At 68.8% G+C, this 21,935-nt stretch carries 22 protein-coding genes; 12 read left to right on the forward strand and 10 right to left on the reverse strand.

Annotation, left to right across the window (positions count from 1 at the left end):
• The first annotated feature begins 98 nt into the window (after positions 1 to 98).
• Positions 99 to 602 carry a DUF5956 family protein gene (locus F8O03_RS00115; protein WP_151421863.1) on the forward strand — a complete coding sequence of 168 codons (504 nt, stop codon included), beginning with the start codon at positions 99 to 101 and terminating at the stop codon, positions 600 to 602.
• 68 nt (positions 603 to 670) lie between these two features.
• Here the strand turns inward: F8O03_RS00115 and F8O03_RS00120 are convergent, their stop codons facing one another.
• Together F8O03_RS00120 and F8O03_RS00125 are read right to left on the reverse strand one after the other, a co-directional pair.
• Entirely contained in the window at positions 671 to 856 is a 186-nt protein-coding gene (locus F8O03_RS00120) for a hypothetical protein (RefSeq protein WP_151421864.1), read from the reverse strand.
• A gap of 159 nt (positions 857 to 1,015) precedes the next feature.
• Positions 1,016 to 1,402 (reverse strand): hypothetical protein, encoded by a 387-nt coding sequence (locus tag F8O03_RS00125; protein WP_151421865.1) that lies wholly within the window; start codon positions 1,400 to 1,402, stop codon positions 1,016 to 1,018.
• Positions 1,403 to 1,662: 260 nt separating this feature from the next.
• Between F8O03_RS00125 and F8O03_RS00130 the strand changes: the two genes are divergently transcribed.
• Together F8O03_RS00130 and F8O03_RS00135 are read left to right on the forward strand one after the other, a co-directional pair.
• Complete coding sequence (locus F8O03_RS00130) at positions 1,663 to 2,985, forward strand: TrkH family potassium uptake protein (protein WP_151421866.1); 1,323 nt, start codon at positions 1,663 to 1,665, stop codon at positions 2,983 to 2,985.
• A gap of 26 nt (positions 2,986 to 3,011) precedes the next feature.
• Positions 3,012 to 3,707, forward strand: a complete 696-nt coding sequence (locus tag F8O03_RS00135) for a potassium channel family protein (protein ID WP_208851761.1) — start codon at positions 3,012 to 3,014, stop codon at positions 3,705 to 3,707.
• Positions 3,708 to 3,743: 36 nt separating this feature from the next.
• On the opposite strand, the gene F8O03_RS00140 is transcribed toward F8O03_RS00135, so the two are convergent.
• The 3 genes from F8O03_RS00140 to F8O03_RS00150 form a co-directional block, all read right to left on the reverse strand.
• Positions 3,744 to 4,001: a hypothetical protein gene (locus F8O03_RS00140; RefSeq protein ID WP_151421867.1), complete on the reverse strand. Its 258-nt coding sequence runs from the start codon at positions 3,999 to 4,001 to the stop codon at positions 3,744 to 3,746.
• 94 nt (positions 4,002 to 4,095) lie between these two features.
• Positions 4,096 to 4,896 (reverse strand): 3-oxoacyl-ACP reductase FabG, encoded by an 801-nt coding sequence (gene fabG / locus F8O03_RS00145; RefSeq protein ID WP_151421868.1) that lies wholly within the window; start codon positions 4,894 to 4,896, stop codon positions 4,096 to 4,098.
• Positions 4,897 to 5,014: 118 nt separating this feature from the next.
• Positions 5,015 to 5,983, reverse strand: coding sequence for an aldo/keto reductase (locus F8O03_RS00150; protein WP_151421869.1), 969 nt, complete (start codon positions 5,981 to 5,983; stop codon positions 5,015 to 5,017).
• A gap of 324 nt (positions 5,984 to 6,307) precedes the next feature.
• On the opposite strand from F8O03_RS00150, the gene glnT reads away from it, so the two are divergent.
• The 7 genes from glnT to F8O03_RS00185 all read left to right on the forward strand — a co-directional run bounded on the left by glnT (position 6,308) and on the right by F8O03_RS00185 (position 15,916).
• Positions 6,308 to 7,747 carry a type III glutamate--ammonia ligase gene (glnT, locus tag F8O03_RS00155; protein ID WP_244295755.1) on the forward strand — a complete coding sequence of 480 codons (1,440 nt, stop codon included), beginning with the start codon at positions 6,308 to 6,310 and terminating at the stop codon, positions 7,745 to 7,747.
• Positions 7,748 to 7,799: 52 nt separating this feature from the next.
• Positions 7,800 to 8,708 carry a class II glutamine amidotransferase domain-containing protein gene (locus tag F8O03_RS00160; RefSeq protein WP_151421870.1) on the forward strand — a complete coding sequence of 303 codons (909 nt, stop codon included), beginning with the start codon at positions 7,800 to 7,802 and terminating at the stop codon, positions 8,706 to 8,708.
• Complete coding sequence (locus F8O03_RS00165; protein WP_151421871.1) at positions 8,696 to 9,445, forward strand: GltB/FmdC/FwdC-like GXGXG domain-containing protein; 750 nt, start codon at positions 8,696 to 8,698, stop codon at positions 9,443 to 9,445. The genes F8O03_RS00160 and F8O03_RS00165 overlap by 13 nt, the downstream gene beginning before the upstream one ends.
• A 21-nt stretch (positions 9,446 to 9,466) precedes the next feature.
• Complete coding sequence (locus F8O03_RS00170; RefSeq protein ID WP_151421872.1) at positions 9,467 to 10,831, forward strand: FMN-binding glutamate synthase family protein; 1,365 nt, start codon at positions 9,467 to 9,469, stop codon at positions 10,829 to 10,831.
• Positions 10,832 to 11,216: 385 nt separating this feature from the next.
• Positions 11,217 to 12,458 carry an FAD-binding protein gene (locus F8O03_RS00175; RefSeq protein WP_151421873.1) on the forward strand — a complete coding sequence of 414 codons (1,242 nt, stop codon included), beginning with the start codon at positions 11,217 to 11,219 and terminating at the stop codon, positions 12,456 to 12,458.
• Positions 12,459 to 12,722: 264 nt separating this feature from the next.
• The gene (locus F8O03_RS00180; protein WP_151421874.1) at positions 12,723 to 13,421 is read left to right on the forward strand and encodes a TetR/AcrR family transcriptional regulator; all 699 of its coding nucleotides are present in this window, start codon (positions 12,723 to 12,725) and stop codon (positions 13,419 to 13,421) included.
• 14 nt (positions 13,422 to 13,435) lie between these two features.
• Positions 13,436 to 15,916 carry a YhgE/Pip domain-containing protein gene (locus F8O03_RS00185; RefSeq protein ID WP_151421875.1) on the forward strand — a complete coding sequence of 827 codons (2,481 nt, stop codon included), beginning with the start codon at positions 13,436 to 13,438 and terminating at the stop codon, positions 15,914 to 15,916.
• A 119-nt stretch (positions 15,917 to 16,035) separates the two neighbouring features.
• Here the strand turns inward: F8O03_RS00185 and F8O03_RS00190 are convergent, their stop codons facing one another.
• Positions 16,036 to 16,773, reverse strand: a complete 738-nt coding sequence (locus F8O03_RS00190) for a GOLPH3/VPS74 family protein (RefSeq protein WP_151421876.1) — start codon at positions 16,771 to 16,773, stop codon at positions 16,036 to 16,038.
• Between the two features lie 80 nt (positions 16,774 to 16,853).
• The gene (locus tag F8O03_RS00195; RefSeq protein ID WP_104254650.1) at positions 16,854 to 17,513 is read right to left on the reverse strand and encodes a helix-turn-helix domain-containing protein; all 660 of its coding nucleotides are present in this window, start codon (positions 17,511 to 17,513) and stop codon (positions 16,854 to 16,856) included.
• 101 nt (positions 17,514 to 17,614) lie between these two features.
• On the opposite strand from F8O03_RS00195, the gene F8O03_RS00200 reads away from it, so the two are divergent.
• Both F8O03_RS00200 and F8O03_RS00205 read left to right on the forward strand, forming a co-directional pair.
• Positions 17,615 to 18,205 (forward strand): hypothetical protein, encoded by a 591-nt coding sequence (locus tag F8O03_RS00200; RefSeq protein WP_151421877.1) that lies wholly within the window; start codon positions 17,615 to 17,617, stop codon positions 18,203 to 18,205.
• Positions 18,202 to 18,735 carry a ferritin gene (locus F8O03_RS00205; protein WP_151421878.1) on the forward strand — a complete coding sequence of 178 codons (534 nt, stop codon included), beginning with the start codon at positions 18,202 to 18,204 and terminating at the stop codon, positions 18,733 to 18,735. Before F8O03_RS00200 ends, F8O03_RS00205 begins: the two co-directional genes overlap by 4 nt.
• Positions 18,736 to 18,822: 87 nt before the next feature.
• Here F8O03_RS00205 and F8O03_RS00210 read toward each other — a convergent pair whose 3' ends face one another.
• The 3 genes from F8O03_RS00210 to F8O03_RS00220 are packed head-to-tail and all read right to left on the reverse strand — an operon-like array spanning position 18,823 to position 21,855.
• The gene (locus tag F8O03_RS00210; RefSeq protein WP_151421879.1) at positions 18,823 to 19,599 is read right to left on the reverse strand and encodes a DeoR/GlpR family DNA-binding transcription regulator; all 777 of its coding nucleotides are present in this window, start codon (positions 19,597 to 19,599) and stop codon (positions 18,823 to 18,825) included.
• Positions 19,600 to 19,609: 10 nt separating this feature from the next.
• Positions 19,610 to 20,605 (reverse strand): 4-hydroxythreonine-4-phosphate dehydrogenase PdxA, encoded by a 996-nt coding sequence (gene pdxA, locus F8O03_RS00215; protein WP_151421880.1) that lies wholly within the window; start codon positions 20,603 to 20,605, stop codon positions 19,610 to 19,612.
• The gene (locus tag F8O03_RS00220; protein WP_151421881.1) at positions 20,602 to 21,855 is read right to left on the reverse strand and encodes a four-carbon acid sugar kinase family protein; all 1,254 of its coding nucleotides are present in this window, start codon (positions 21,853 to 21,855) and stop codon (positions 20,602 to 20,604) included. Before F8O03_RS00220 ends, pdxA begins: the two co-directional genes overlap by 4 nt.
• Positions 21,856 to 21,935 lie beyond the last annotated feature (80 nt).

A 21,935-nucleotide genomic window follows, 5' to 3' on the forward strand; every position in this document is an offset into this window, starting at 1 on the left:
TCGTGCAGTCGGCGGCTGAGGGATGCGTGAGAATAGTCGCGAGTGCTGCCGACGCAGGTCGGCGGCTGCAAGGGGAACTCAGGCTGGGGGGCCGAAATATGCCGATCAATGACAACGAGGTGAGGCTCGCGGCGCTCGAGGCGCTGCCGAGCTGGTCGTGGGGCGACTTCGCGAAGGATCCGCCGCAGACGGTGCAGCTCATGCGGCTCGAACCCAACGGGTGGCACGCGCTCATCGCCTACCTCGCGGGGCCGAGCTGGGTGTACCAGGAGCCTGCCCGCTCCGATCCGGTCGCTGCGACCGGCGGCACCGACCAGCGCGTCGATGCGGCCACGGCGGGCACCGTCTCGGGCGATGCGGACGGCACAGCGGCCCACGACGAGATGGCCAGATACCTGGCGGACGCCGGAGTGCCCGAGCCGCCTCGACAGGTGCAGTGGATGCTCTGCCTCCCTCAGGGGGTCACCGAATGGGAGCTCGAGCACGCGTGCCGACTCGCTGCGCAGGAGGTCGACCCGAGAGATCACCGCCGGATCGCGCACGAGGTGCACGCCTCGCTGCGGGTGCTCCTGAACGGGCGGATGCCGCCGCTGTCCTGGTGATCCCGGCTACGGCGGGCGCAGCGCATCGATGAGCTCGTGGGTGGCGCACTGCGCGGTGGTGGTGGCGCTCAGTCGACCTCGTGCGTATGTGGTGGATCCAGGTGCGTTCGCCGCGGCGCATCCGCGGCCCGCAGGTACTTGCGCAACGCCCTGATCGAGAGGATCAGGGCCCAGACCACGAGCACGAGAATGGCCAGGATGACGGCGAAGTACAGGACCATGAACGTCGTGTGCATTGGGTTGAATCCGAGCATCACCCGACGCTACGACGCTCGACTGAGTGAGCGGTCAGCGGCCGCGCGCGTGGGTGATCGCGGGCCGCGGGTATGAAGTCGGGGTCCGTCACTTCGTGTGACGGACCCCGACTCCGAGGGCTCTCTCGCCCAGGTCGAGTGGGCGTGGCGGGCGGTTCCTCAGCTCTGCGTGACGGCAGCTGCCTGACGGCCGCGGCGGGCGGCGATGAACGAGCGCACCCCGGCCGTGATGAGGGCGACGAGCAGGACGAGCATGATCGTGCTGCTGATGATCGCGCCAGGGCGCTCGGCCGTGCCGGCGATGAGGTCGCCGAGCTTCGCGACGTTCATGAGCGAGCCGAGCGCGCCGAGAAGCGCGACGGCGAGCGCACCGTGGATCGCGTGCTTGCGGAGCTTCGGGTTCCGCGCGATGAGGCCGGCGATGACGAGCAGCACGCCGACAGCTGCCGGGATGAGGGCCGTGAGGCTGCCGGTGTCGCTGACGAAGTACGCGACGGCACCCGTCACGACGAGTGCGGCACCGATGAGGATGGTGAGGAGAGGCATGCGGGACGGGATCCAATCTCGCGGTAGGCCAGCGGCATCCCAGGCGGACCGCTTCGCGCGGGCTCAGCCCTGGCGCGTGACGGCCGGCGACAGGGGAGTCGCTGGTCGTTGGTGTCTGGTCCCACGACTGTACCAGTCGGTCGGTTTCTGATCGGCGTGGAGGGTGCCGCTCTGCCGTCGTATGCGACCCGGGAAGCGGCGTAGTCTTCTGCCTTGTGAACTCGAAGGCCTCAGGTCAACGGCGATCGCTTCGGCGCTCGATGCGTCTCTCTCCTGCGCAGGCGATCGTCGGCGGGTTCGGTGGAGCCAATGGCGTCGGTGCGGTGCTCCTCTGGCTCCCGATCTCCCGCAGCGATGGGACCTTCACGGACCCCGTGGACGCGATCTTCACCGCCACTTCCGCGCTCTGCGTGACCGGGCTGACGGTCGTCGACACGGCCGTGCACTGGAGTCCCTTCGGGTTGGCAGTGATCTTGGCTCTCATTCAGATGGGGGGCCTCGGCATCATGCTTCTGGCCGCCCTCGTCGGGTTGCTGCTCGCGCGGAAGCTCTCACTGGCGTCTCGCCTGAACACCATGACCGAGGCGAAGTCGACCGGCGGGTACAGCGTGAAGCGAGTCGCGACCGGCATCCTCTTCACGTCGCTCACCATAGAAGCAGTCACCGCGGTGGCGCTGTTCTTCCGCTTCCTCCTTGGATATGGCTACTCTCCCGGCGAGGCTGCCTGGAACGCGGTCTTCCACGCGATCTCATCCTTCAACAACGCCGGATTCGCGCTCTTCAGCGACAACATGATCGGCTTCGTCGCAGATCCCTGGATCTGCCTGCCGATGTGCGCGGCGATCATTCTGGGTGGTCTCGGCTTCCCGGTGCTCGTGCAGCTGCGCCGCGAGCTGAAGACCCCGCTTCATTGGACGATGAACACTCGGATCGTCGTGACGGGAACTCTGGTGCTCCTCCTGATGGGGACGGCATACATCACCGCCATCGAATGGAACAACCCGAGCACGCTCGGCTCCGCTGATCCTGCGACGCGCGTCCTCGCCGGGTTCTTTCACGCCGTGCAGGTTCGAACGGCTGGCTTCAATTCGATCGACATCGGGCAGATGCACGACGAGACGCTGCTGGGTATGGATGTGCTGATGTTCATCGGCGGCGGCCCGGCAGGGACGGCGGGCGGAATCAAGATCACGACATTCGCAGTCCTCTTGTTCATCGTATGGACGGAACTTCGAGGTGGTACCGCCGTCAACGTATTCGGCAAGCGACTCTCGCGCGCCGTGCACCGCGAAGCCATCTCGGTTGCGCTCATCTCCATCGCGGCCGTCATGGGCGGAACCATTGCGATCCTCGCTTCCACCGACTTCGACCTTGACGCGGTTCTGTTCGAAGCTGTTTCCGCGTTCGCGACGGTCGGCCTCTCGACGGGCATCACGCCCCAATTGGACGCGGGCGCGAAGCTCATCCTCGTGGCCCTCATGTTCCTCGGTCGAATCGGCCCGTTGACGTTGGGTTCCGCGCTCGCGCTCCGCGACCGTCGAGTCGCCTACGAACTTCCCAAAGAACGCCCTGCCATCGGCTGACGCCAGACAACGAAACGGACACGGATATGGTCAAGTTCCTCTCATTCGGCGACAACTCGCACCGCATCGCCGAAGCCGATTCAGTCGCCGTCATCGGCCTCGGAAGGTTCGGCAGTTCACTCGCGCTAGAGCTCATGGCCTCCGGCACCGAGGTGCTCGGTATCGACGCCAATGAAGAGGTCGTCCAGGACCACAACGCTCGGCTCACTCAGGTGGTCCGTGCGGATGCCACGAAGGAGGAAGTGCTCCGCCAACTCGCGATAGACGAGTTCGATCGCGCGGTGGTGGCTATCGGCCACGACATCAAGGCATCGATCCTCGTGGCTTCGCTGCTGCTTCAGCTGAAAGTTCCGGTCATCTGGGCGAAGGCGCTCGACGAGCAGCACGGCCGCATTCTCGAGCAGCTCGGTGTGCAGCACGTCGTCTACCCGGAGAAGGACATGGGCAGGCGGGTTGCGCACCTGGTGCGAGGAGCAGCCGCAGACTATCTGGAGTTGGAGCCGGGGTTCGCGATCATCAAGACGGGCGTGCCCTCAGAGCTCCACGGCCGTCCCCTCGGCGAGACGGACCTGCGGCAGCGTCACGGGGTGACGGTGGCGGCGCATCGGCGCCCGCAAGGCTCCTGGAAGACCGCCGACAACAGCACCGTGCTCGGTGTGAAGGAGACGATCCTCGTCATCGGGCAGACCCGCGAGGTCGAGGCGTTCGCGCAGTTGCGCTGAGACGCGTCGTCGGCGCAGAAGGCGCGAAGAGGTCCGTCAGAGGCGGGCGGCGCCCTCGATCGCGTCGCGCCCCGACTCTCGCGACTCGAACGCGCCGAGGAAGGTGCCCTGGCCGTCATGGGCGCGGAACTCTCCCTGGACGAGCTCGACGAACCCGGCGAAGTCGTCGCCCGTCGGGGTCTCGCGCATGGCCACCCAGAGCCCGTTCGCGGGGGAGAGCCAGCGCAGTCGGCGAGGGTTCGCCTCTACTGCCGACTGGGGTGTCGACGGTCGGGGGATCTCGAGCAGGCTCATGGGGTTCCTCGGTTCGAAGTGGCGGGTGGGATAGTTAGGTTAGCTAGCTATTCCTGAGAGCGGGCATAGGGGTGTCTGAGGGCGGTGCTGCGGGTCAGGCGACGGCGTCGGGGGACTCGGGGAGCGTCTGTCCGCCGTCGACGACGATCGTCTGACCGGTGATGAACGCGGCTTCCCTGCTCGCGAGGAACGCCGCCGCGAAGCCGATCTCCTCCGCGCGGCCCAGTCTCCGCAGTGGCACGGCCGACGTCATCGACGCGAGGTAGTGCTCGCCCATCTCCTCGAGTCCAGCCGACTCGACGTTGCCCGGCAGTACCGCGTTGACGGTGATCGCGTGCTTCGCGAGCTCGATGGCCGCCGAGCGCATGAAGCCCAGCTGGGCTGCCTTGGACGCGCCGTAGTGCGACCACCCGGGGTAGCCGGTGATGGGGCCCGTGATGGATGAGGTCACGACGACCCGGCCGCGTCCCGATTCCTTGAGCGCGGGCAGGCACGCCTGGACGGCGTAGATCGTTCCCTTCACGTTCGTGTCGAGCACCTCGTCGAGCTGTGCGGGCGTCATCGTGGCGAGTTCGGCCTGCGGGAAGATCCCCGCGTTGGCGCACAGCACATCGATACCGCCGAACACGCTGGTGACGGATGCGGCCAAGGCGTGGCAGGACTCCGGGTCGGCCACGTCGACCGTGAGGCCGACCACGCGCCCTGGGGCCTCTGACCCCGCAAGCTCTTCGAGCGCCGCGACGGCCGCATCCACTCCCAGTCGGGAGCGGCCGGCGACGGCGACGCGCGCGCCCGCCTGCACGAACACAGCCGCGATGCCGAAGCCAATGCCCTTGGTGCCCCCGGTGACGACGACGCGGGTGTCGGACAGGTCGAAGAGCGGTGCAGCTGGCATGGGGCGCCTTTCGTGGATGGGTGGGTGCGCCCATTCCATCGCGACGAGTGGCTGCTGCGGCCGGTGCGAAACCTCCCCGCGATTGCTCGTAACCCAGTGTTTACGCCGAGCCGCGCCGTCACCACCAGAAGGGCGGCTGGGTGACGTACGGCGCTTCGAGCCGCGCCACCTCGTCGTCGGTGAGCGTCAGCTCGAGCGCGGCGACGGCGTCGTCGAGGTGCTTGGCCTTCGTCGCGCCCACGATGGGCGCGGCCACCGCGGGATTGCGCAGCACCCAGGCGAGCGCGACCCGCGCCATCGGCACCTGCCGTTCTGCGGCGACCTGCTCGACGACATCGATGATCGGACCATCGGTGTCGGTGTCGAACGCCTTCGCGACCGTGTCGACCTCGGCGCGCGACGACGATTCGCCGCGTGGGCGAGTCAGGCGCCCCTTGCCGTTCGGCGAGTAGGGCACGAGGCCGACTCCCATGTCGGCGCACATGGGGATCATCTCCCGCTCCTCCTCGCGCTTCAGCAGGTTGTACTGGTCTTGCATGGCGACGAAGGGTGTCCATCCGCCGACCGCCGCGGCCTGCTGCAGCTTCGCGAACTGCCACGCGTACATGGACGATGCGCCGAGGTAGCGCACCTTGCCGGCGCGCACGAGGTCGTCGAGCGCCTGCATCGTCTCCTCGACCGGGGTCGCGTCGTCGAAGCGGTGGATGTAGAGCACGTCGATGTGGTCGGTTCCGAGCCGTTCGAGGGAGGCATGCGCCTGCTCGAGGATCGCCTTCCGGGACAGGCCGGAACCGCCCGGGCCGTCGTGCATCTTGCCGGAGAGCTTCGTCGCGAGCACGATGTCTTCGCGTCGGCTGAAGCGGCGCATCGCGCGGCCGATGATCTCCTCGCTGGTGCCCTGCTGGTAGACGTTCGCGGTGTCCCAGAAGGTGATGCCGAGCTCCACTGCTTGGCGAAGCAGTGGAGCGGCGGTCTCGTCGTCGAGGGTCCAGCTGTGCAGGCCGCGATTCGGGTCGCCGAAGCTCATGCAGCCGAGGGCGAGGCGGCTGACGCGGAGGCCGGTTCGGCCGAGGTTCGTGTACTCCATGTCAGGAGCGTATGGCGGACCACCGACATCGAGGGAGTTCCTGCGAGTACCCGTTACGCGATGCCCGGCTTGCTGGCTCTTCCCACCCGACGACAGACCTGGGGGTTGTGCAGGTGAAGGCACGCGCGGAGATGTGCAACTGCGAGGTCTGCGGATGTGGCTTCGCCAGACCTGGGGGTTGTGCCTGCCTTTCGGCGGGCACGGGTGCGCAAGGGCAATGTCTGCGCGCCGCCGCGCGCGCCGGCTCCCCCGCCGTAACCCAGTGTTTACAGGGGCGAACGCTCTGGAAACATCCGTCTGTCTACTATTGGCGAACAAGGTTTCATGTCAGGTAACATCAACAACATGCGGGAGACGACCATGACGCAACTAGCCCCCAAGCTGGTCGAGGCCACCCCACCAAGCGGGGACAGCCTCGCGACCGGCGACCGCATCACGCTCCGCGACCTCGCGCGGGCGCACGGCGTGAACTTCATCCTCGCCACCTTCGTCGACCTCAACGGGAAGCCGTGCGCGAAGCTCGTCCCGACCTCAGCGGCCGACGAGCTCGAAGCGGGCGCCCTCGGATTCGCGGGCTTCGCCGCCGGCCTCATCGGCCAGGAGCAGCACGACCCCGACCTCATCGCGATCCCCGACCTCGACTCGTTCACGCCGCTGCCGTTCGTCCGCGAAGGCCTCGCGCTCGTGCACTGCGACCCGCACGTCAACGGCCAGCCGTGGCCGTACGCGCCCCGCAACATCCTGAAGCGCGCCATCGCCGAACTCGCCACGCGCGGCATGACAGCCAAGGTCGGCGCCGAGGTCGAGTACTTCCTCGTCGACCGTGCCGACGACGGCACCCTCGCCCCGGCCGACAAGCGCGACAACGGCCCGCGCCCCTGCTACGACGCCCGCGGCGTGACGCGGATGTACGACCACCTCGCAGCTGTCTCGACCGCCATCAACTCGCTCGGCTGGGGCAACTACGCCAACGACCACGAGGACGGCGCCGGCCAGTTCGAGCAGAACTTCGACTACGCCGACGCCCTCACCACCGCCGACCGGGTCATCACGCTCCGCTACATCCTCAACGTGCTCGCCGAAGAGCGCGGCATGACGGCCACGTTCATGCCCAAGCCCTTCACTGACCGAACGGGAACAGGCCTGCACCTGCACCTCTCCCTCTGGAGCGAACAGGACGAGCCGCTCTTCCCGGCGACGGCGGCCGCCGACGTCGAAGCGGATGCGCGCGGCCTCGGCCTCTCGCCCGTCGCGTACGGCTTCGTCGCGGGCCTCCTCGAGCACGCGCCCGCATTGCAGGCGTTCCTCGCACCCTCGGTGAACTCGTACAAGCGCATCGGCACGGCGACGTCGAGCTCCGGGGCGACCTGGTCGCCTCGCAAGGCGTCATACGGCGGCAACGACCGCACGCACATGGTGCGGGTGCCGGACAACAAGCGCGTCGAGCTCCGTTCAGGTGACGGCGCCGCCAACCCCTACCTCGCGGTCGCCACGTCGATCATGGCGGGCATCGACGGCATCGACAACAGCATCGACCCGGGCAACCCGTCGGGGCCAGGGCAGGCACCGGAGGGCGCCGCCGTGCTCCCCGCAACGCTCCTCCACGCCGTCGAAGCGCTCCGCCACGACCCCGTGATCCTCGCCAGCCTCAGCGGCGACGAAGCCACCGGCCGCTACTTCGCCGACGCCAAGGAGACCGAGTTCCTCACCTGGCACGCCCAGGTCAGCAACTGGGAGCTCGACACCTACCTCACCGCCTTCTAACCGCCCGCATCCAGAAGCCAGACCAGCTCACCCCTTCGAAAGGACCACGCCCGTGTGTGGAATCGCCGCGCTGCAGTTGCGCAACCCCCAGCTCAGGCCGCAGATGGGCGACCTGCTCTCGACCATGCTGTGCGAGATGGTCGACCGCGGACCCGACTCCGCCGGCCTCGCCGTCTACGACAACCCCGACCTCACCGGCAGTGCGGCGTCGACCCTCAGCCTCCTCGGCGGCACCCAGCTGCTCACCGCAGAAGAGCTGACGGCAGAGCTCGAGCGCACCCTCCCAGCAGGCGCCACCCCCAAGGTCTCCGTCGTCGGCGACACGACGCTCGTCAGCGGGGAGCTGTCGACGAGCATCCTCGCGGATGCGGTCAGCGCCGCCCTCCCGACCGCCACCATCATCGGCCGCGGCGGCCACCTCGCCGTCATGAAGAGCGTCGGCAACCCCATGGATGTCGCCTCCAACCACGGCCTGGAATCGATGTCCGGCAGCCAGGGTGTCTCCCACACCCGCATGGCCACCGAGTCGGCAGTGACCGCCGGCGGCACGCATCCGTTCGCCGTCGCCGACGACCTGTGCCTCGTGCACAACGGCTCCTTCTCGAACCACGCGTCCATCCGCCGCGAGCTCAAGCGCACAGGCGTGCAGTTCGACTCCGAGAACGACACCGAGGTCGGCGCCCGCTACATCGCCTCCCGCCTCGAACAGGGCGACACCCTCGAGGAAGCCCTCATCAACCTCGGCGACGTCTTCGACGGCTTCTACACGCTCGTCGTCACCACCGCCGACAGCATGGCCATCGTGCGCGACCCCATCGCCTGCAAGCCCGCCATCGTCGCCGTCACCGACGACTACGTGGCCATGGCCTCCGAGTACCGCGCCCTCGCGCAGCTCCCCGGCATCGAATCGGCCGACATCTTCGAACCAGTCCCCGGAAAGGTCTACACGTGGTCACTCTAGACAGCACCCAGTACGCGGCAGCCCCAGCGGCTGCGCCCGCCCCCACGTCGCCTCCGGCGGCGGCCAGCATCACCACAATCGACCTCGCCGGGCAGGATGTGCGGGTCGTGAACGCGGCAGTGCAGACGGCCGAAGACGGAACCAGGTGGCGCATCCAGCACCCCGCCGGCAAGCACAACGTGGCAGTCGGCATCACCTCCGCCATCGACGTCACGATCGACGGACACGTCGGCTACTACGCCGCCGGGATGCACCAGCAGGGCTCCGTCACGATCAACGGCAACGCCGGCGTCGGGCTCGCCGAGAACATCATGAGCGGCACCGTGCACGTCACGGGCGACGCCTCCCAGTCGGCGGCCGCCACCGGCCACGGCGGACTCGTCGTCATCGACGGCAACGCGGGAGCCCGCTGCGGCATCTCCATGAAGGGCGTGGACATCGTCGTGGGCGGCAGCATCGGCCACATGTCGGCGTTCATGGCGCAGGCCGGACGCCTCGTCGTGTGCGGCGACGCGGGCGAGGCCCTCGGCGACTCCATCTACGAGACACGCATCTACGTGCAGGGCACCGTCGAATCGCTCGGCGCCGACTGCATCGAGAAGCCCATGCGCGACGAGCACCTCGCTGAACTCGCCGAGCTGCTGCTCGCCGCCGGCCGCGACGACGACCCCGCAGCATTCAATCGCTACGGCTCGGCCCGCAAGCTCTACCACTTCAACGTCGACAACGCCTACTAGGCCGAGCAGAGAGAGCCAGCCATGACGCTCATCGAACAGCCCACATCCACGGCCACGCAGTCACCCGCACAGCTCGCCGAACTCGGCCTCCGCGAGTCCGCGACCTTCGACCGCGCGACCATCTCCGACATCCAGCGCGCCGCCCGCACCGGCATCTACGACATCCGCGGGTGGGGAGCGAAGCGGCAGCTGCCGCACTTCGACGACCTGCTGTTCCTCGGCGCATCCATGTCGCGATACCCGCTCGAGGGGTACCGCGAGCGCTGCGGCACCGACGTCGTGCTCGGAGACCGCTTCGCGTCGAAGCCGCTGCACCTCGACATCCCCGTCACCATCGCGGGCATGAGCTTCGGGGCCCTCTCCGCGAACGCCAAGGAAGCCCTCGGGCGAGGCGCGTCCGAGGTCGGCACCTCGACGACCACCGGCGACGGCGGCATGACGCCCGAAGAGCGCGGCCAGTCGAAGCACCTCGTCTACCAGTACCTGCCCTCCCGGTACGGCATGAACCCCGACGACCTGCGCAAAGCCGACGCGATCGAGATCGTGCTCGGCCAGGGGGCGAAGCCAGGCGGTGGCGGCATGCTGCTCGGGCAGAAGATCACCGAGCGCGTCGCCGGGATGCGCACCCTGCCCATCGGCATCGACCAGCGCTCCGCGAGCCGCCACCCCGACTGGACGGGCCCCGACGACCTCACGATCAAGATCGCTGAACTCCGCGAGATTACCGGCTGGGAGAAGCCGATCTACGTGAAGATCGGCGCATCCCGTCCGTACTACGACACGGCGCTCGCGGTGAAGGCCGGTGCCGACGTGGTCGTGCTCGACGGCATGCAGGGCGGCACGGCTGCGACGCAGCAGGTGTTCATCGAGAACGTCGGCATCCCGACGCTCGCCGCCATCCCGCAGGCCGTCGCGGCGCTGCAGGAGCTCGGGATGCACCGCAAAGTGCAGCTCATCGTCTCCGGCGGCATCCGCACGGGCGCCGACGTCGCGAAGGCCATGGCGCTCGGCGCCGACGCGGTCGCCATCGGAACGGCCGCGCTCATCGCACTCGGCGACAACGACCCCCGCTACCAGCAGGAGTACGCCGACATCGGCTCAGCGGCGGGCTTCTACGACGACTTCCAGGACGGGCGCGACCCCGCCGGCATCTCGACGCAGGACCCAGAGCTCGCCTCTCGCCTCAACCCCGTCGAGGGCGGGCGGCGCCTCGCGAACTACCTGCGCGTCCTCACCATGGAGGCGCAGACCATCGCCCGCGCGTGCGGCAAGTCGCACATCCGCAACCTCGAGCCGGAGGACCTCGTCGCCCTGACCGTCGAATCGGCGGCCATGGCCAACGTGCCGCTCGCCGGCACCAGCTGGATCCCCGGCAAGCAGTACTAAAGGCAGGGGGGAGGTGGGGCCCGTCCGCGTCGGACGAGATCTTCATCCGCCGCGGACGCCAATCACGGTGACGTGGGCGGCCTCCGCGGTGATCAGTAGCCCGATCCGCAGCTGTCGTCACTCTGACTGTCAATTCGCGCACCTGCGCCGCCGCCGCCCCCGCCTCGTACCCTCTGCCACAGTCCCGCTTGGCCAATTTCCGTGATCAGAGGGCGCCCCGAGTGGCTAGCGAGCTGGAAGCTCGGGTTTGATCACGGAAGCTGGCCAGCGACTGACCAACTCACCCTGCCGCGTATCGTGGACGGCGGGAGCTCCGAGCCTGACAACCTGGCCGAGCCCCCGCCGCGTGCATCCACTTCGCAACGTCGCAGAAAGCAGGACAGCAGTGACCTCCAACTGGGCTGGCAACATCACCTTCGAGGCGGAGCGCGTCGCCCCGACGAGCACGGCCGAGGTCAGCGAGGTGGTGCGCGCCGCGGTGGCTGCCGGGCAGTCGGTGCGGGCGCTCGGCAGCGGGCACTCCTTCAACCGGATCGCCGACACGAGCGGAGTGCAGGTGTCGACGCGGGGGCTGCGCAGCCCGCTCCGCATCGACGAGGACCGGCGCTGGGTGTCGATCGGCGCTGGCACCCGCTACGGCGAGCTCGCGATCGACCTCGCCGAGCACGGCCTGGCGCTCGCGAACCTCGCCTCCCTCCCGCACATCTCCATCGCGGGGGCGGTCGCGACGGGCACCCACGGTTCCGGCAACACCAACCGGAGCCTCGCCGCCGCCGTCGCCGCCATCGAGTTCGTCGCAGGAGACGGGGAAGTGGTCGTGCTCGAGCGGGGCGACGAGGGCTTCGACGGGGCCGTCGTCTCGCTGGGCGCACTCGGAATCGTGACGCGCATCCGCCTCGACGTCGTGCCCCACTTCGAGGTGCGGCAGCGGGTCTTCGAGAACCTGCCGTTCGCGGCGCTGCTCGAGAACTTCGACGAGATCACCGGCGCCGGGTACAGCGTGAGCGCCTTCACGACGTGGGCCGAGCCCGAGGTCATCGACCAGGTGTGGGTCAAGCAGCTCGCGAGCGAGCTCGCGCCCGGCGACTTCTACGGGGCCACGCCCGCGACTGAGGCCCTGCACCCCATCCGCGGTATCTCCGCCGTGGCCTGCAGCGAGCAGTTCGGCGTCGCCGGCCCCTGGTACGAGCGGCTCCCGCACTTCAAGCTCGAGTTCCAGCCATCCAACGGGGCCGAGCTGCAGAGCGAGTACCTCATCCCGCGGCTCCGGGCGCAGGACGCGCTGCTCGCGCTCGCGGGCATCGCCGACCGCATCCGCCCCCACCTGCTCGTCAACGAGGTGCGCACGGTCGCGCGCGACTCCCTCTGGCTGAGCCCCATGCACGGCAACGACGTCGTCGGCCTGCACTTCACCTGGAAGCAGGACCCGGAAGTCGCCGAGCTGCTGCCGCTGCTCGACGAGATCTTCGAGCCGCTCGGCGGTCGCCCCCACTGGGGCAAGGTCTTCGACGACCGGATCGACGTCGCCGAGCGGTACCCGCGCATCGGCGACTTCCGGAAGCTCGTCGGGCGCTACGACCCGAACGGCGTCTTCGCCAACGACTTCACGCGACGCGTGCTGCGGTAGGGCGCGCCAGCGGCTGGGCTGGGGTGTTCGGGCTGTCGCTCGTCCGCGCGTGACCGCCCTTGCCGAGGAGGCCTGACCAACATCAGTGCAATACGGACGCGTTTCGAGCCCTAACGCGCGCAACGGCCCGTTTCTGCACTGAAGTTGGTCACGGGGGAGTTCGCTTGGCATTGCCGCGCCCCACTGCGCCTCGGTTTTCCCTGTTGCGTTCTCACGCGGTCGTGCTAATTTACATTTGTAAATTAGTTCTGACCGAGGAGAGCCGTGATCCAGGAAGACGCGAGGTTCGTCCGTTCGCGGGCGGCACTCATCGCTGCCGTCGTCGAACTGCTCGATGAGGGACGCGACGCAGCTCAGCTGAGCATCACTGACATCGTCGGCCGGGCCGGGGTGAGCCGCCCCACCTTCTACAAGCATTTCGACGACACGGCCGCGCTCATCCGCGAGGCTGCCTTGCAGCGTCTGCAGTCGACCTTCGATCGGATCCCGAGCGTCGGCGACGACCCCTCCTGGCCCACCTTCGTGCGAGGCACGCTTCGCGCGCTCCTCCGCGAGCTCGACGCGGACGCCCCCTTCTACCGAGCGGCCCTCGAGAGCAGCTTCGGCCTCCTCACGGGCGACGTGATCGCCTACCTCGCCACGAGGCTCCTCGAGTCGTCACCGCTCGGCCCCGTCATCCGCCGGCGCCCCGGACCAGACACCCCCAGGGACCGAGCCGAGTTCCTCGCGGCCGGCGCCATGTGGCACGTCACCCGATGGCTCTTCGCCGACGCCAAGACCACCGCCAAGGCCGATGCCGCAGCCGAGGTCACGGCGGCCATGGGCAACGCCCCCGGCTCGCCGGCCGCTGCTCGCGCATCCACCGACGAGCTCGTCGAGCGCCTCTCCTCCCTGCTTCTCGCATCCTCCGGCGCGACTGCCGCCGAGCTTGACGCCCTCCGCGCCGAGCACGTTCGCTCATAGGACTTCACACCCACATGCGTTCCTTCTCTCTTCCCGCCTTCGTGCGCTCGCACCGGCGGACGCTCATCGTCATCGTCGGCATCGCGCTGATTCCCCTGATCTACGCGGGTTCGCTGATCTGGTCGAACGAGGACCCGACACACCGCCTCGACCACATCAACGCGGCCATCGTGAACAGCGACCAGGCGGCGACCCCCGCGACCACCACCGACGGTGAGCCCGCCGACCCCGTCGATCTCGGCGCGACGCTCACCGAGAAGCTCGTAGACAGCACCGAGTCGAACAACTTCAGCTGGCACGAGATGTCGGCCGATCAGGCGCAGAGCGAGCTCGAGTCGGGCAAGGTGCTCGCCGTGCTCGATATCCCAGCTGGCTTCTCCGCGGCAGCGGTCTCGGCGGGCGGCGACGACCCGCTGGACGCGGCCATCGCCCGCCTCTCCATCACCACGAACGACGGCGCAAACATCATCGTCGGCAACATCGCGTCGACGGTCGGCACGACGGTCGCCGACGAGCTGGCGACAGAGGTCTCCGACGAGTACCTCCGAAACGTCTACGTGGGCTTCAACGACATCCACGAGAGCGTCTCCGAGGCGGCCGACGGGGCGACAGAGCTCAACGACGGTGCCGAGCAGGCACGCACCGGCTCCGGCCAGCTCGTCGTCGGGCTCGGCCAGCTGCGCGAGGGAGGGTTGAGCCTCGCCGACGGCAGCGCGACGCTCGCCGACGGAGCGTCCCAGGTGGATGCTGGCGTGCAGCAGCTCAACGCCGGTCTCGTCACCGCCAACTCAGGTGCGCAGACGCTCAGCTCCGGTGCGGCATCAGCGAATTCGGGCGCGCAGCAACTCAACACGGGAGCTGCGACCGCGAACGCCGGTGCACAGGAGCTGAGCACGAAGCTCGCAGAAGCAAGCTCCGGTGCGCAGCTCCTCAGCGATGGGCTCGCGGAGTTGAACTCCAAGACGAGCGGCCTGCCCGCGAACATCACGACGCTCACGACAGGGGCGACGACTCTTGACGCTGGCGCGACAGCGCTCGCGGGTGGCCTCGAGACCGCCGTGGCATCCAGCAGAGAGCTCAACGATGGAGCCGTTGCCCTCGCCGCCGGAGCTGGGGACCTCTCAAGCGGAATCGATTCGCTGCTCGCCAACTACGACTCCCTGTCCGACGCCCAACGCAAGGAACTGCTGACGCAGCTCTCCACCGCTGGCCAGACCCTCGGCTCGAAGTCTGGCGAACTCAGCGCCGGGACATCCGCGCTCGTCGGTGACGCCGCCGCGGGGACCGGGCTGAGCTACCTCCAGGCGAAGTCGACCGAACTCGCGGCTGGCGCCACCCAGCTCTCCGACGGCGTCTCACCGCTCAGCGGCAACGTCGACGAGCTCGTTGCAGCGGTCTCAACGGTTTCGAGCAAGTCGGCGGAACTCGCGACCGGGGTGGAGCAGCTCTCCACCGGCGCTTCCACGCTCGCGACGGGCACCCAGTCGCTCGCCGACGGAACGTCGACGCTGGCGACTGGAACCCAGTCGCTCGCCGACGGCGCGTCCTCGCTCGCGACGGGCACGCAGACACTCGCGGACGGCGCATCCACGCTCGCGCAGTCGACGCCGAAGCTCGCGTCGGGTGCATCTGAGCTCTCGTCGGGCGCGACAACCCTCGCTGACGGAACCGCCGACGCCGAGTCGGGCGGCGCCGAGCTGAACGACGGCATCACGCAGCTCGCCGACGGCAGCAAGACGCTCGCGGATGGCCTCGACGACGGGGTCTCCGACATCCCGAGCTACACGGATGCGCAGGCCGATCATCTCGCCGGCGTCACGTCGACGCCAGTGGAGATCACCAAGACCCGCCTCAACGAGGTGCCCGCGTACGGCTACGGTCTCGCGCCCTACTTCATGACGCTCGGCCTCTGGGTCGGCGCGCTCGCCTTCTACCTGATGTTCCCGCCGCTGCGGGAGCGTCTCGTGCTCGGCCGCCAGCCCGCGATCGTCGTGGCGCTGCGCAGCTTCGCGCCCGGCGCTCTGCTCGGCGCCGCGCAGAGCCTGCTCATGCTCACGATCGTTCGCTTCGGACTCGGGCTCGAGCCCGCCGACATGCTCGGCCTCGTCGCACTCGCGCTGCTCACGAGTGTCACGTTCGTCGCCGTCAACCAGGCGTTCAATGCGCTCCTCGGCCCTCCCGGGCGCTTCCTCGCGCTCATCATGATCGTGCTGCAGCTGTCCTCGGCGGGCGGCACCTACCCGGTCGAGACGGCGCCCGCGTTCTTCCAGCTCATCCACTCGTGGCTGCCGCTGAACTACGCGGTCACCGCGTTCCGCTCCCTCGTCGCCGGTGGTCCGATCGGCATCGGCGAGGCGTACGGGATGCTCACCGTCTGGCTCGTCGCGGCCCTCGCGCTCACGACGCTGTCGATCGTCATCAAGCGCCGCCGGGAGCGCCTGAAGCCGGCGGTTGCGCCCGCTGCTGCGCGCATCCCGGAAGCCTCCGCGGTCTAGGGGTTCCGCGACTGGCGCAGGGGCGATTCGGGGTGGCTTCTTCGGGATGGCTTGCAACCCATCCCGAAGCGTGCGGGCCATCCCGAAGCTGCCGTCAGGCGGGCCGCGGCGTCCGGCGCCTAGTTGTTCGCCGCGTTGGCGGCGACGCTCGCCGCGACTGCAGCGTTGATCGTGATGGCGTTCATGGTGCGGGCGACGGCCGAACTGGCCGCGGTGGCTCCCCAGTCGCCGGCTTCGAGGGCCTTGGCGCGGTTGATGACGTCGTTCTCCCAGGGGAGCTCCCGGTGCAGTGTCGGCATCGACCCGCTCGCGGAGATGAGCGCCGCGAGGGCAGCGGTTCGCGCGTCGGGTTCCGCGCCGTCGATGAGCACGGCCTGCACGCGGCTCATGAGCGTGGCACGGCGTCCGGTGTCGCCCAGGCTGAGCGTCGTCTTCGGGATGAACCCGAACGTCTTGCCCTGCTCGCGGGTGAGGTCGCCGCGGAGGATGAGGCTCTCGAGCAGCTGCCCGCGGAGGTTCGGCCCGATGGCGGCGAGCATCCCTTGCACCTCGCGGCGCTTGTCCCGCGAGTACTCCCAGGCCGACCGCAGAATCTCGTCCTCGGGCGCCTCATCGCCGACCGAGAGCACAAGCGTGCCGCGGAGCCCCGCCTGCTCGATCCCGATCTGGTCGTTCAACGCCAGTTCGGTGAGCACCGCCCCGCCGAGTACGTAGAAGAGCGTGCCCTCGCCGCCGATGGTGCCGTCGTCCGGGTTGAAGAGCAGCAGCAACAGGTCTTCCGCGAGCAGCCGCTGCCGCTCGCTGGCGTGGCCGGCGCCGGTGTCGTCGGCGTCGTGGATGCGGTCGTGCGGTTCCATGGATCCCCCTGGCTGGTGCGCGAGTCGTCGTGCGCGCCAAGCTAGCATCCGGGCCTCGGACGGACGCTCGACGGTTCTTCTCAGCCCTCCGCGCGGTCTCCGTACGCGGTGACCGACAGGAAGCGGGCGGGAAGCTCGATGAGCTCTTCCGGCCCGTGGGGGCCCTCGCCGTCGAACTGGAGGGTGTCGCCTGGGCCCATCTCGTAGCGCGCATCCCCGTGCCCGTAGGCCATGCGGCCTTCGAGCATGTAGAGCAGCTCGGTGCCTGGATGCTGGAACAGGGGGAAGACCTCGCTCGCCTCGGTGAGGGTCACGAGCACGGCTTCCATGCGCTTGTGCTGGCCGCGCAGGGCGCCGAGGAGCTCGTAGAGGTGGCCGGATCGTGAGCCTCGGCGCACGATCTGCGCGCCGTGGCCTGCTGGCACGTAGACGGCTTCGCGGTCGGAGTCGACGCCGCGGAAGAGCGCCGTGACGGGCACGTCGAGGCCGTGGGCGAGGCGGCCGAGGGTGGTGAGGCTGCAGGAGGTGAGCGCGTTCTCGATCTTCGAGAGCATGGCCTTCGAGATGCCGACCTTGTCGGCCATCTCGGCGACGGACAGGCCGGTCGCGAGCCGGTACGCGCGCACCTGGGCGGCGATGGCACGCTCGAGGTCGCCCGGTTGCGGCCCGACCGTGGCCGGGTCGATCTCGCGGTCCACCGAACCCACGCCGATCTCGTCGTGGTCGTGTGCGTCGCTCATGCAGCCTCCGGGGTTTCGCTCAAGCCTAGCTTTCGAGCGTTCGGGAGCCGGACGCCTGGCATCGTTTGGCGTTGGGTGCGTCTTGCCCCTAGCGTTGCGGCATGATGAGCGCGAGCGCAGGGGCAGAGCGTGGCTGGGTTCTGCGCGCGGCGGTCAGGGCCGGGCTGCTGACGGTCATCGCCGGGTTCCTGGCTTACATGCTGCTGATCTTCCCGGGAGCGGCGGCCGCTTCCGACGTCGATCGCGACTCGGCCGAGGGCGCCCGCCTCGCCGGCACCCTCATCCCGATCGCCGTGGCGAGCATCGCTGCCGCGCTGGTGCTTGGGGTCTGGCTGACGCTCGACGTTGCTCGGGCGATCAGCCTCAGCTTCCGGCGCGCGGGATCGAGGGGTGAGCGGATGCGGTTGCGAGCGTCGCTGCCGTGGGTCGCCGCGCTCGCGGTGCTGGCCGCGGTGGGCTGTGCGACGCTCAGCGTCGCCGTCATCGTGGACAGCATCGTCGCCGGTATCGGCGTGGATGCGGATCAGACCAAGTACTGGGGGAGTACCGGCGCGATCATCGGGGACGCGTTCGGCGCGGCCTGCATCCCGTTCGTGCTGGCGACGGGTGTCGCGCTGGTCACGTGGACGATCCGCGCGGCGACGAAACTTGACCGCCACGCGAAACCCGCCGGGAGTAGCGTTGCGACGTGACTTCTTCTTCGTTCAATGACCTTCTGACCGCCCAGATCGGCAACGAGTTCTCGGCATCGCAGCAGTACATCGCGATCGCCGTCTGGTTCGACAACCACGATCTCCCGCAGCTCGCGGCGCACTTCTATCAGCAGTCGGTCGAGGAGCGCAATCACGCGATGATGCTCGTGCAGTACCGCCTCGACCGCGACCTCGGCGTCACGATCCCCGGCGTCACTGCCCCCAGGACCGAGTTCGCGAACGTCGTCGAGCCCATCGAGCTCGCGCTCGAGCAGGAACGGGAGGTGACGTCGCAGATCGAGGCGCTGTTCCGCGCGGCTCGTGCGGATGGCGACGCGATCGGCGAGCAGGCGATGCTCTGGTTCCTGAAGGAGCAGGTCGAGGAGGTCGCCTCCATGTCGACGCTCGTCACGATCGCGAAGCGCGCCGGCGACAACCTCTTCGATATCGAGAACTTCATCGCCCGCGAGACCGTCGGCGACAGCGGGCAGGACGCGGACGCTCCCGCCGCGGCTGGCGGGGCGCTCTAGGACTCGCCGCGGGGCAGATCGCGCAGTCGTCAGCCGGATCGCTTCGGGGCAGGGGTGACGCGTTCGGTGTGCCCTCTCCCTGGGGTGCTAGGCGACGATGACCTCGTGGCCGAGGGCCCGGAGCTGCTCGATGTGCTCTGGTAATGCGGACTCGTCCGTGACGACCGCCCAGGAGGGCGGCATGGAGAGAGACGCCTGTCCGACGGACCGCCCGAGCTTCGATCCGTGTGCCAGTACATAGACCTGGGTGACGCGACGCCCGATGATCTCCTTGAGGCGTGTCTGCTCGGTCTCCATCTCGCACAGCTGCCCGTCGGCGGAGACGGAATCGGCGCCGAGGAACGCGATGTCGCCCCGCACCCGTTCGAGCGTCGCTTCAGCGAGCGCGCCCACGAAGCTGCGGCTGAGCTTGCGGAGGCGACCCGCCACGGCGATGACCTGCACGGGCGACTTCTCGTCCGAGAGGTCGTTGATGACCTGGAGGTTCGGGGTCACGACCGTGAGTTCTTCCCGGTGCCGAAGATGCGGGGTCATGGCAGCGATCGTCGAACCCGCGTCGAGGATCAGGGTCGCTCCGGCGGTGATGCGATCAGCGGCGAGCTTCGCGATGGCTCGCTTCTCTGCTTGTGCCTCGCCTGCTCGTTCGGGCAGCGAGGATTCACCGTGCCCGTTCACGGCGATCACGCCACCGTAGGTGCGAGCGAGGAGACCTGCCTCGCCGAGGCGAGTGAGATCGCGGCGGATGGTTGACGGCGTCACGTCGTAGCGTGTCGCGAGATCATCGACGGTCGATGGCCCCTCAGCCGTTGTGCGCTGCAGGATGTCCTGGCGTCGTTGCTGCGCGGACAGTCGGGGATTGCTCATGGTTGAGAGATTACGCGTGCACGGGGGCCAGCACGATCGCCTGGCGCATCGCCTCGACCATGCTCCGTGTATCTACGACGCCCTTGCCTGCGATGTCGAAGGCGGTGCCGTGGTCGACGGAGGTGCGTGGCACGGGGAGTCCGACGGTGATGTTCACCCCGGCTTCGATGCCGAGGACCTTGATCGGTCCGTGACCCTGGTCGTGGTACTGGGCCACGACCAGGTCGTAGTCGCCTCGTCCCGCGAGGAAGAAGAGCGTGTCGGCTGGTAGGGGGCCTTCTGCATCGATGCCGTCGGCCCGGGCTGCGTCGACGGCTGGCGCGATCTTGAGCGCCTCTTCGTCGTAGCCGAAGAGGCCGTTCTCACCGGCGTGCGGGTTGATGGCGGCGACGCCGATGCGCGGTTCGGTGATGCCAGCTCCGCGCAGGGCTGCGTGGCCGCGTCGGATGGTGCGCTCGACGAGTCCCGGCTCGATCTTGGCGATGGCGTCGATGAGTCCGATGTGGGTCGTCACGTGGATCACGCGCAGCTTCGGCGTGGAGAGCATCATGGACACCTCTTCGGTGTTCGTCAGCTCGGCGAGCAGCTCGGTGTGCCCCGGGTACTTGTGGCCGGCGGAGTGGAGCGCGGACTTGTTGAGCGGTGCGGTGCAGATCGCCTGGATGCTGCCAGCTTCCGCCAGCTCGCAGGCCACGCGAATGTACTGGAAGGCGGCGTCTCCGGCGACGGCGGAAAGTTCGCCGAAGGGGAGGTCCTCCGGGATGAGGCCGAGGTTGATGACGTTGATGACGCCGGCCTCCGTGCGGGCATCGTTCGGGTCAGTGATCTCGTTGAATTCGGCTTCGAGGCCGAGAGCCTGCGCTCCGCGTCGGAGGCGGGCCGTGTCGCCGATGACGACGGCGCGGCAGGTCGAGGTGATCTCCGGGTCGAGCAGAGCGGCGACGGTGATCTCGGGCCCGACGCCTGCGGCGTCGCCCATGGTTACTCCAATGGTGGGAAGGCTCATGGAAGCCACCTTTCGTTATGGTCGTTTGCGGCTGGGTTGGCCGTGTTCATCGGCATTGCGGAGGCCCGCCGCTGGATGGCGGTGGTTGCGTTGAGGAGGGCGCTCGGGCCACCGAAGCTTCCGGGCTTGGTGGCGATGAGACGCCCGTCCGCGCCGCGCATCGTGACGATGCCCGGTTCTGGTCTGCCGTCGGAGTCGTGGACGGGGCGGGGGTCGGTAAGGGTTGTGATGCGCAACTCGTCGAGGAACGCGCCGGCGGTCTCCCCGCCCGTGAGCACGAGGTCATGGTCGGCGAGGGCGCTGGCGCAGGCTTTCGCGAACGCTCGGGCGTAGCCCGGTCGGTCGTGGACGGTGGCGACCGGGTCAGCCTGGAGCACCCAGATGCTGGACGCGGGCTTGACCGGGACAGTGGCCTCACGGGGGTCGAGCCGGGTGATGGTGGCGCCGGCGGCGCGCAGGGCCTCGACCTGTGCAAGAGCGTTGGGTTCGGGCGAGCCCACCACGACGGCGACCGGTCGGGAGTCGAGGGCACGAAGTGGGGGAGTGGGTGAGCGGTGGTCTGCCTCCGCTGTCGACGTCTCGCGCTGCGCGGCTGCGAGCGCACGGGCGAGGTCTGCTGCTCCTGCAGCGGTGACAGGGGTGGCGACGTTCAAGATGCCGAGGGCCAGCCTCGCGAGGTCGGTGGCGGTCTCCGCATCCACGAGGATGCACTCGTAGGTCTCGGCGAGCTGGGTGAGTCGCCGGCCGAGGGCCCATGGCGTCGAGAGCGCGCGCAGCTCGTCGAGGTGAATCGAGGTGGTGGTGAGGTCGCCGGTGACGTGTTGGAGGTGCTCGGGTGCCTCGGTCCCCTCGCGCTGCCAGGCGGCGGTGGTCGCGAGCGGTTCTCCACCGACGAGCGGGCGGCCCGCTCGGACGGTGCGGCCGAGGCTCGGGGCCGCCGAGGTCATGACGATGCGACCTCGTGCGGCGAGCGGGCGCAGCTCCGTTGCGATGTTCCCACGCAACTGGGAGTCGATCTTCTTCACGAGCAGGCCGGGGCGGGTGCTCAATGCGTCCAGAACGGAGCGTGCGCGTGCTTCGGCAGCGGCGGGTGTCAGCGAGCGGCTGTCGGTGTCGACGACGAGGGGAGCTGTGGACGAGGCAAAGGCGCTGGCGGCGGATGGGTCGCGGAGGAGCTTGCTCGCGGGCCCGAGGGCACCCGCGGCCTCGACTGCACCGCTCAGATCGTCGGCGATGACCGTGAGCTGCATGGCAGGTCCTCTCCGTCAGTAGAGCGGTTGCTTCAACGCAGGCCGCAGTGTTGCGTGTTGTGAGCAGTCTGACGCAGTTT

This window comes from Pseudoclavibacter terrae, from assembly GCF_008831075.1.
Taxonomy (GTDB): domain Bacteria; phylum Actinomycetota; class Actinomycetes; order Actinomycetales; family Microbacteriaceae; genus Pseudoclavibacter; species Pseudoclavibacter terrae.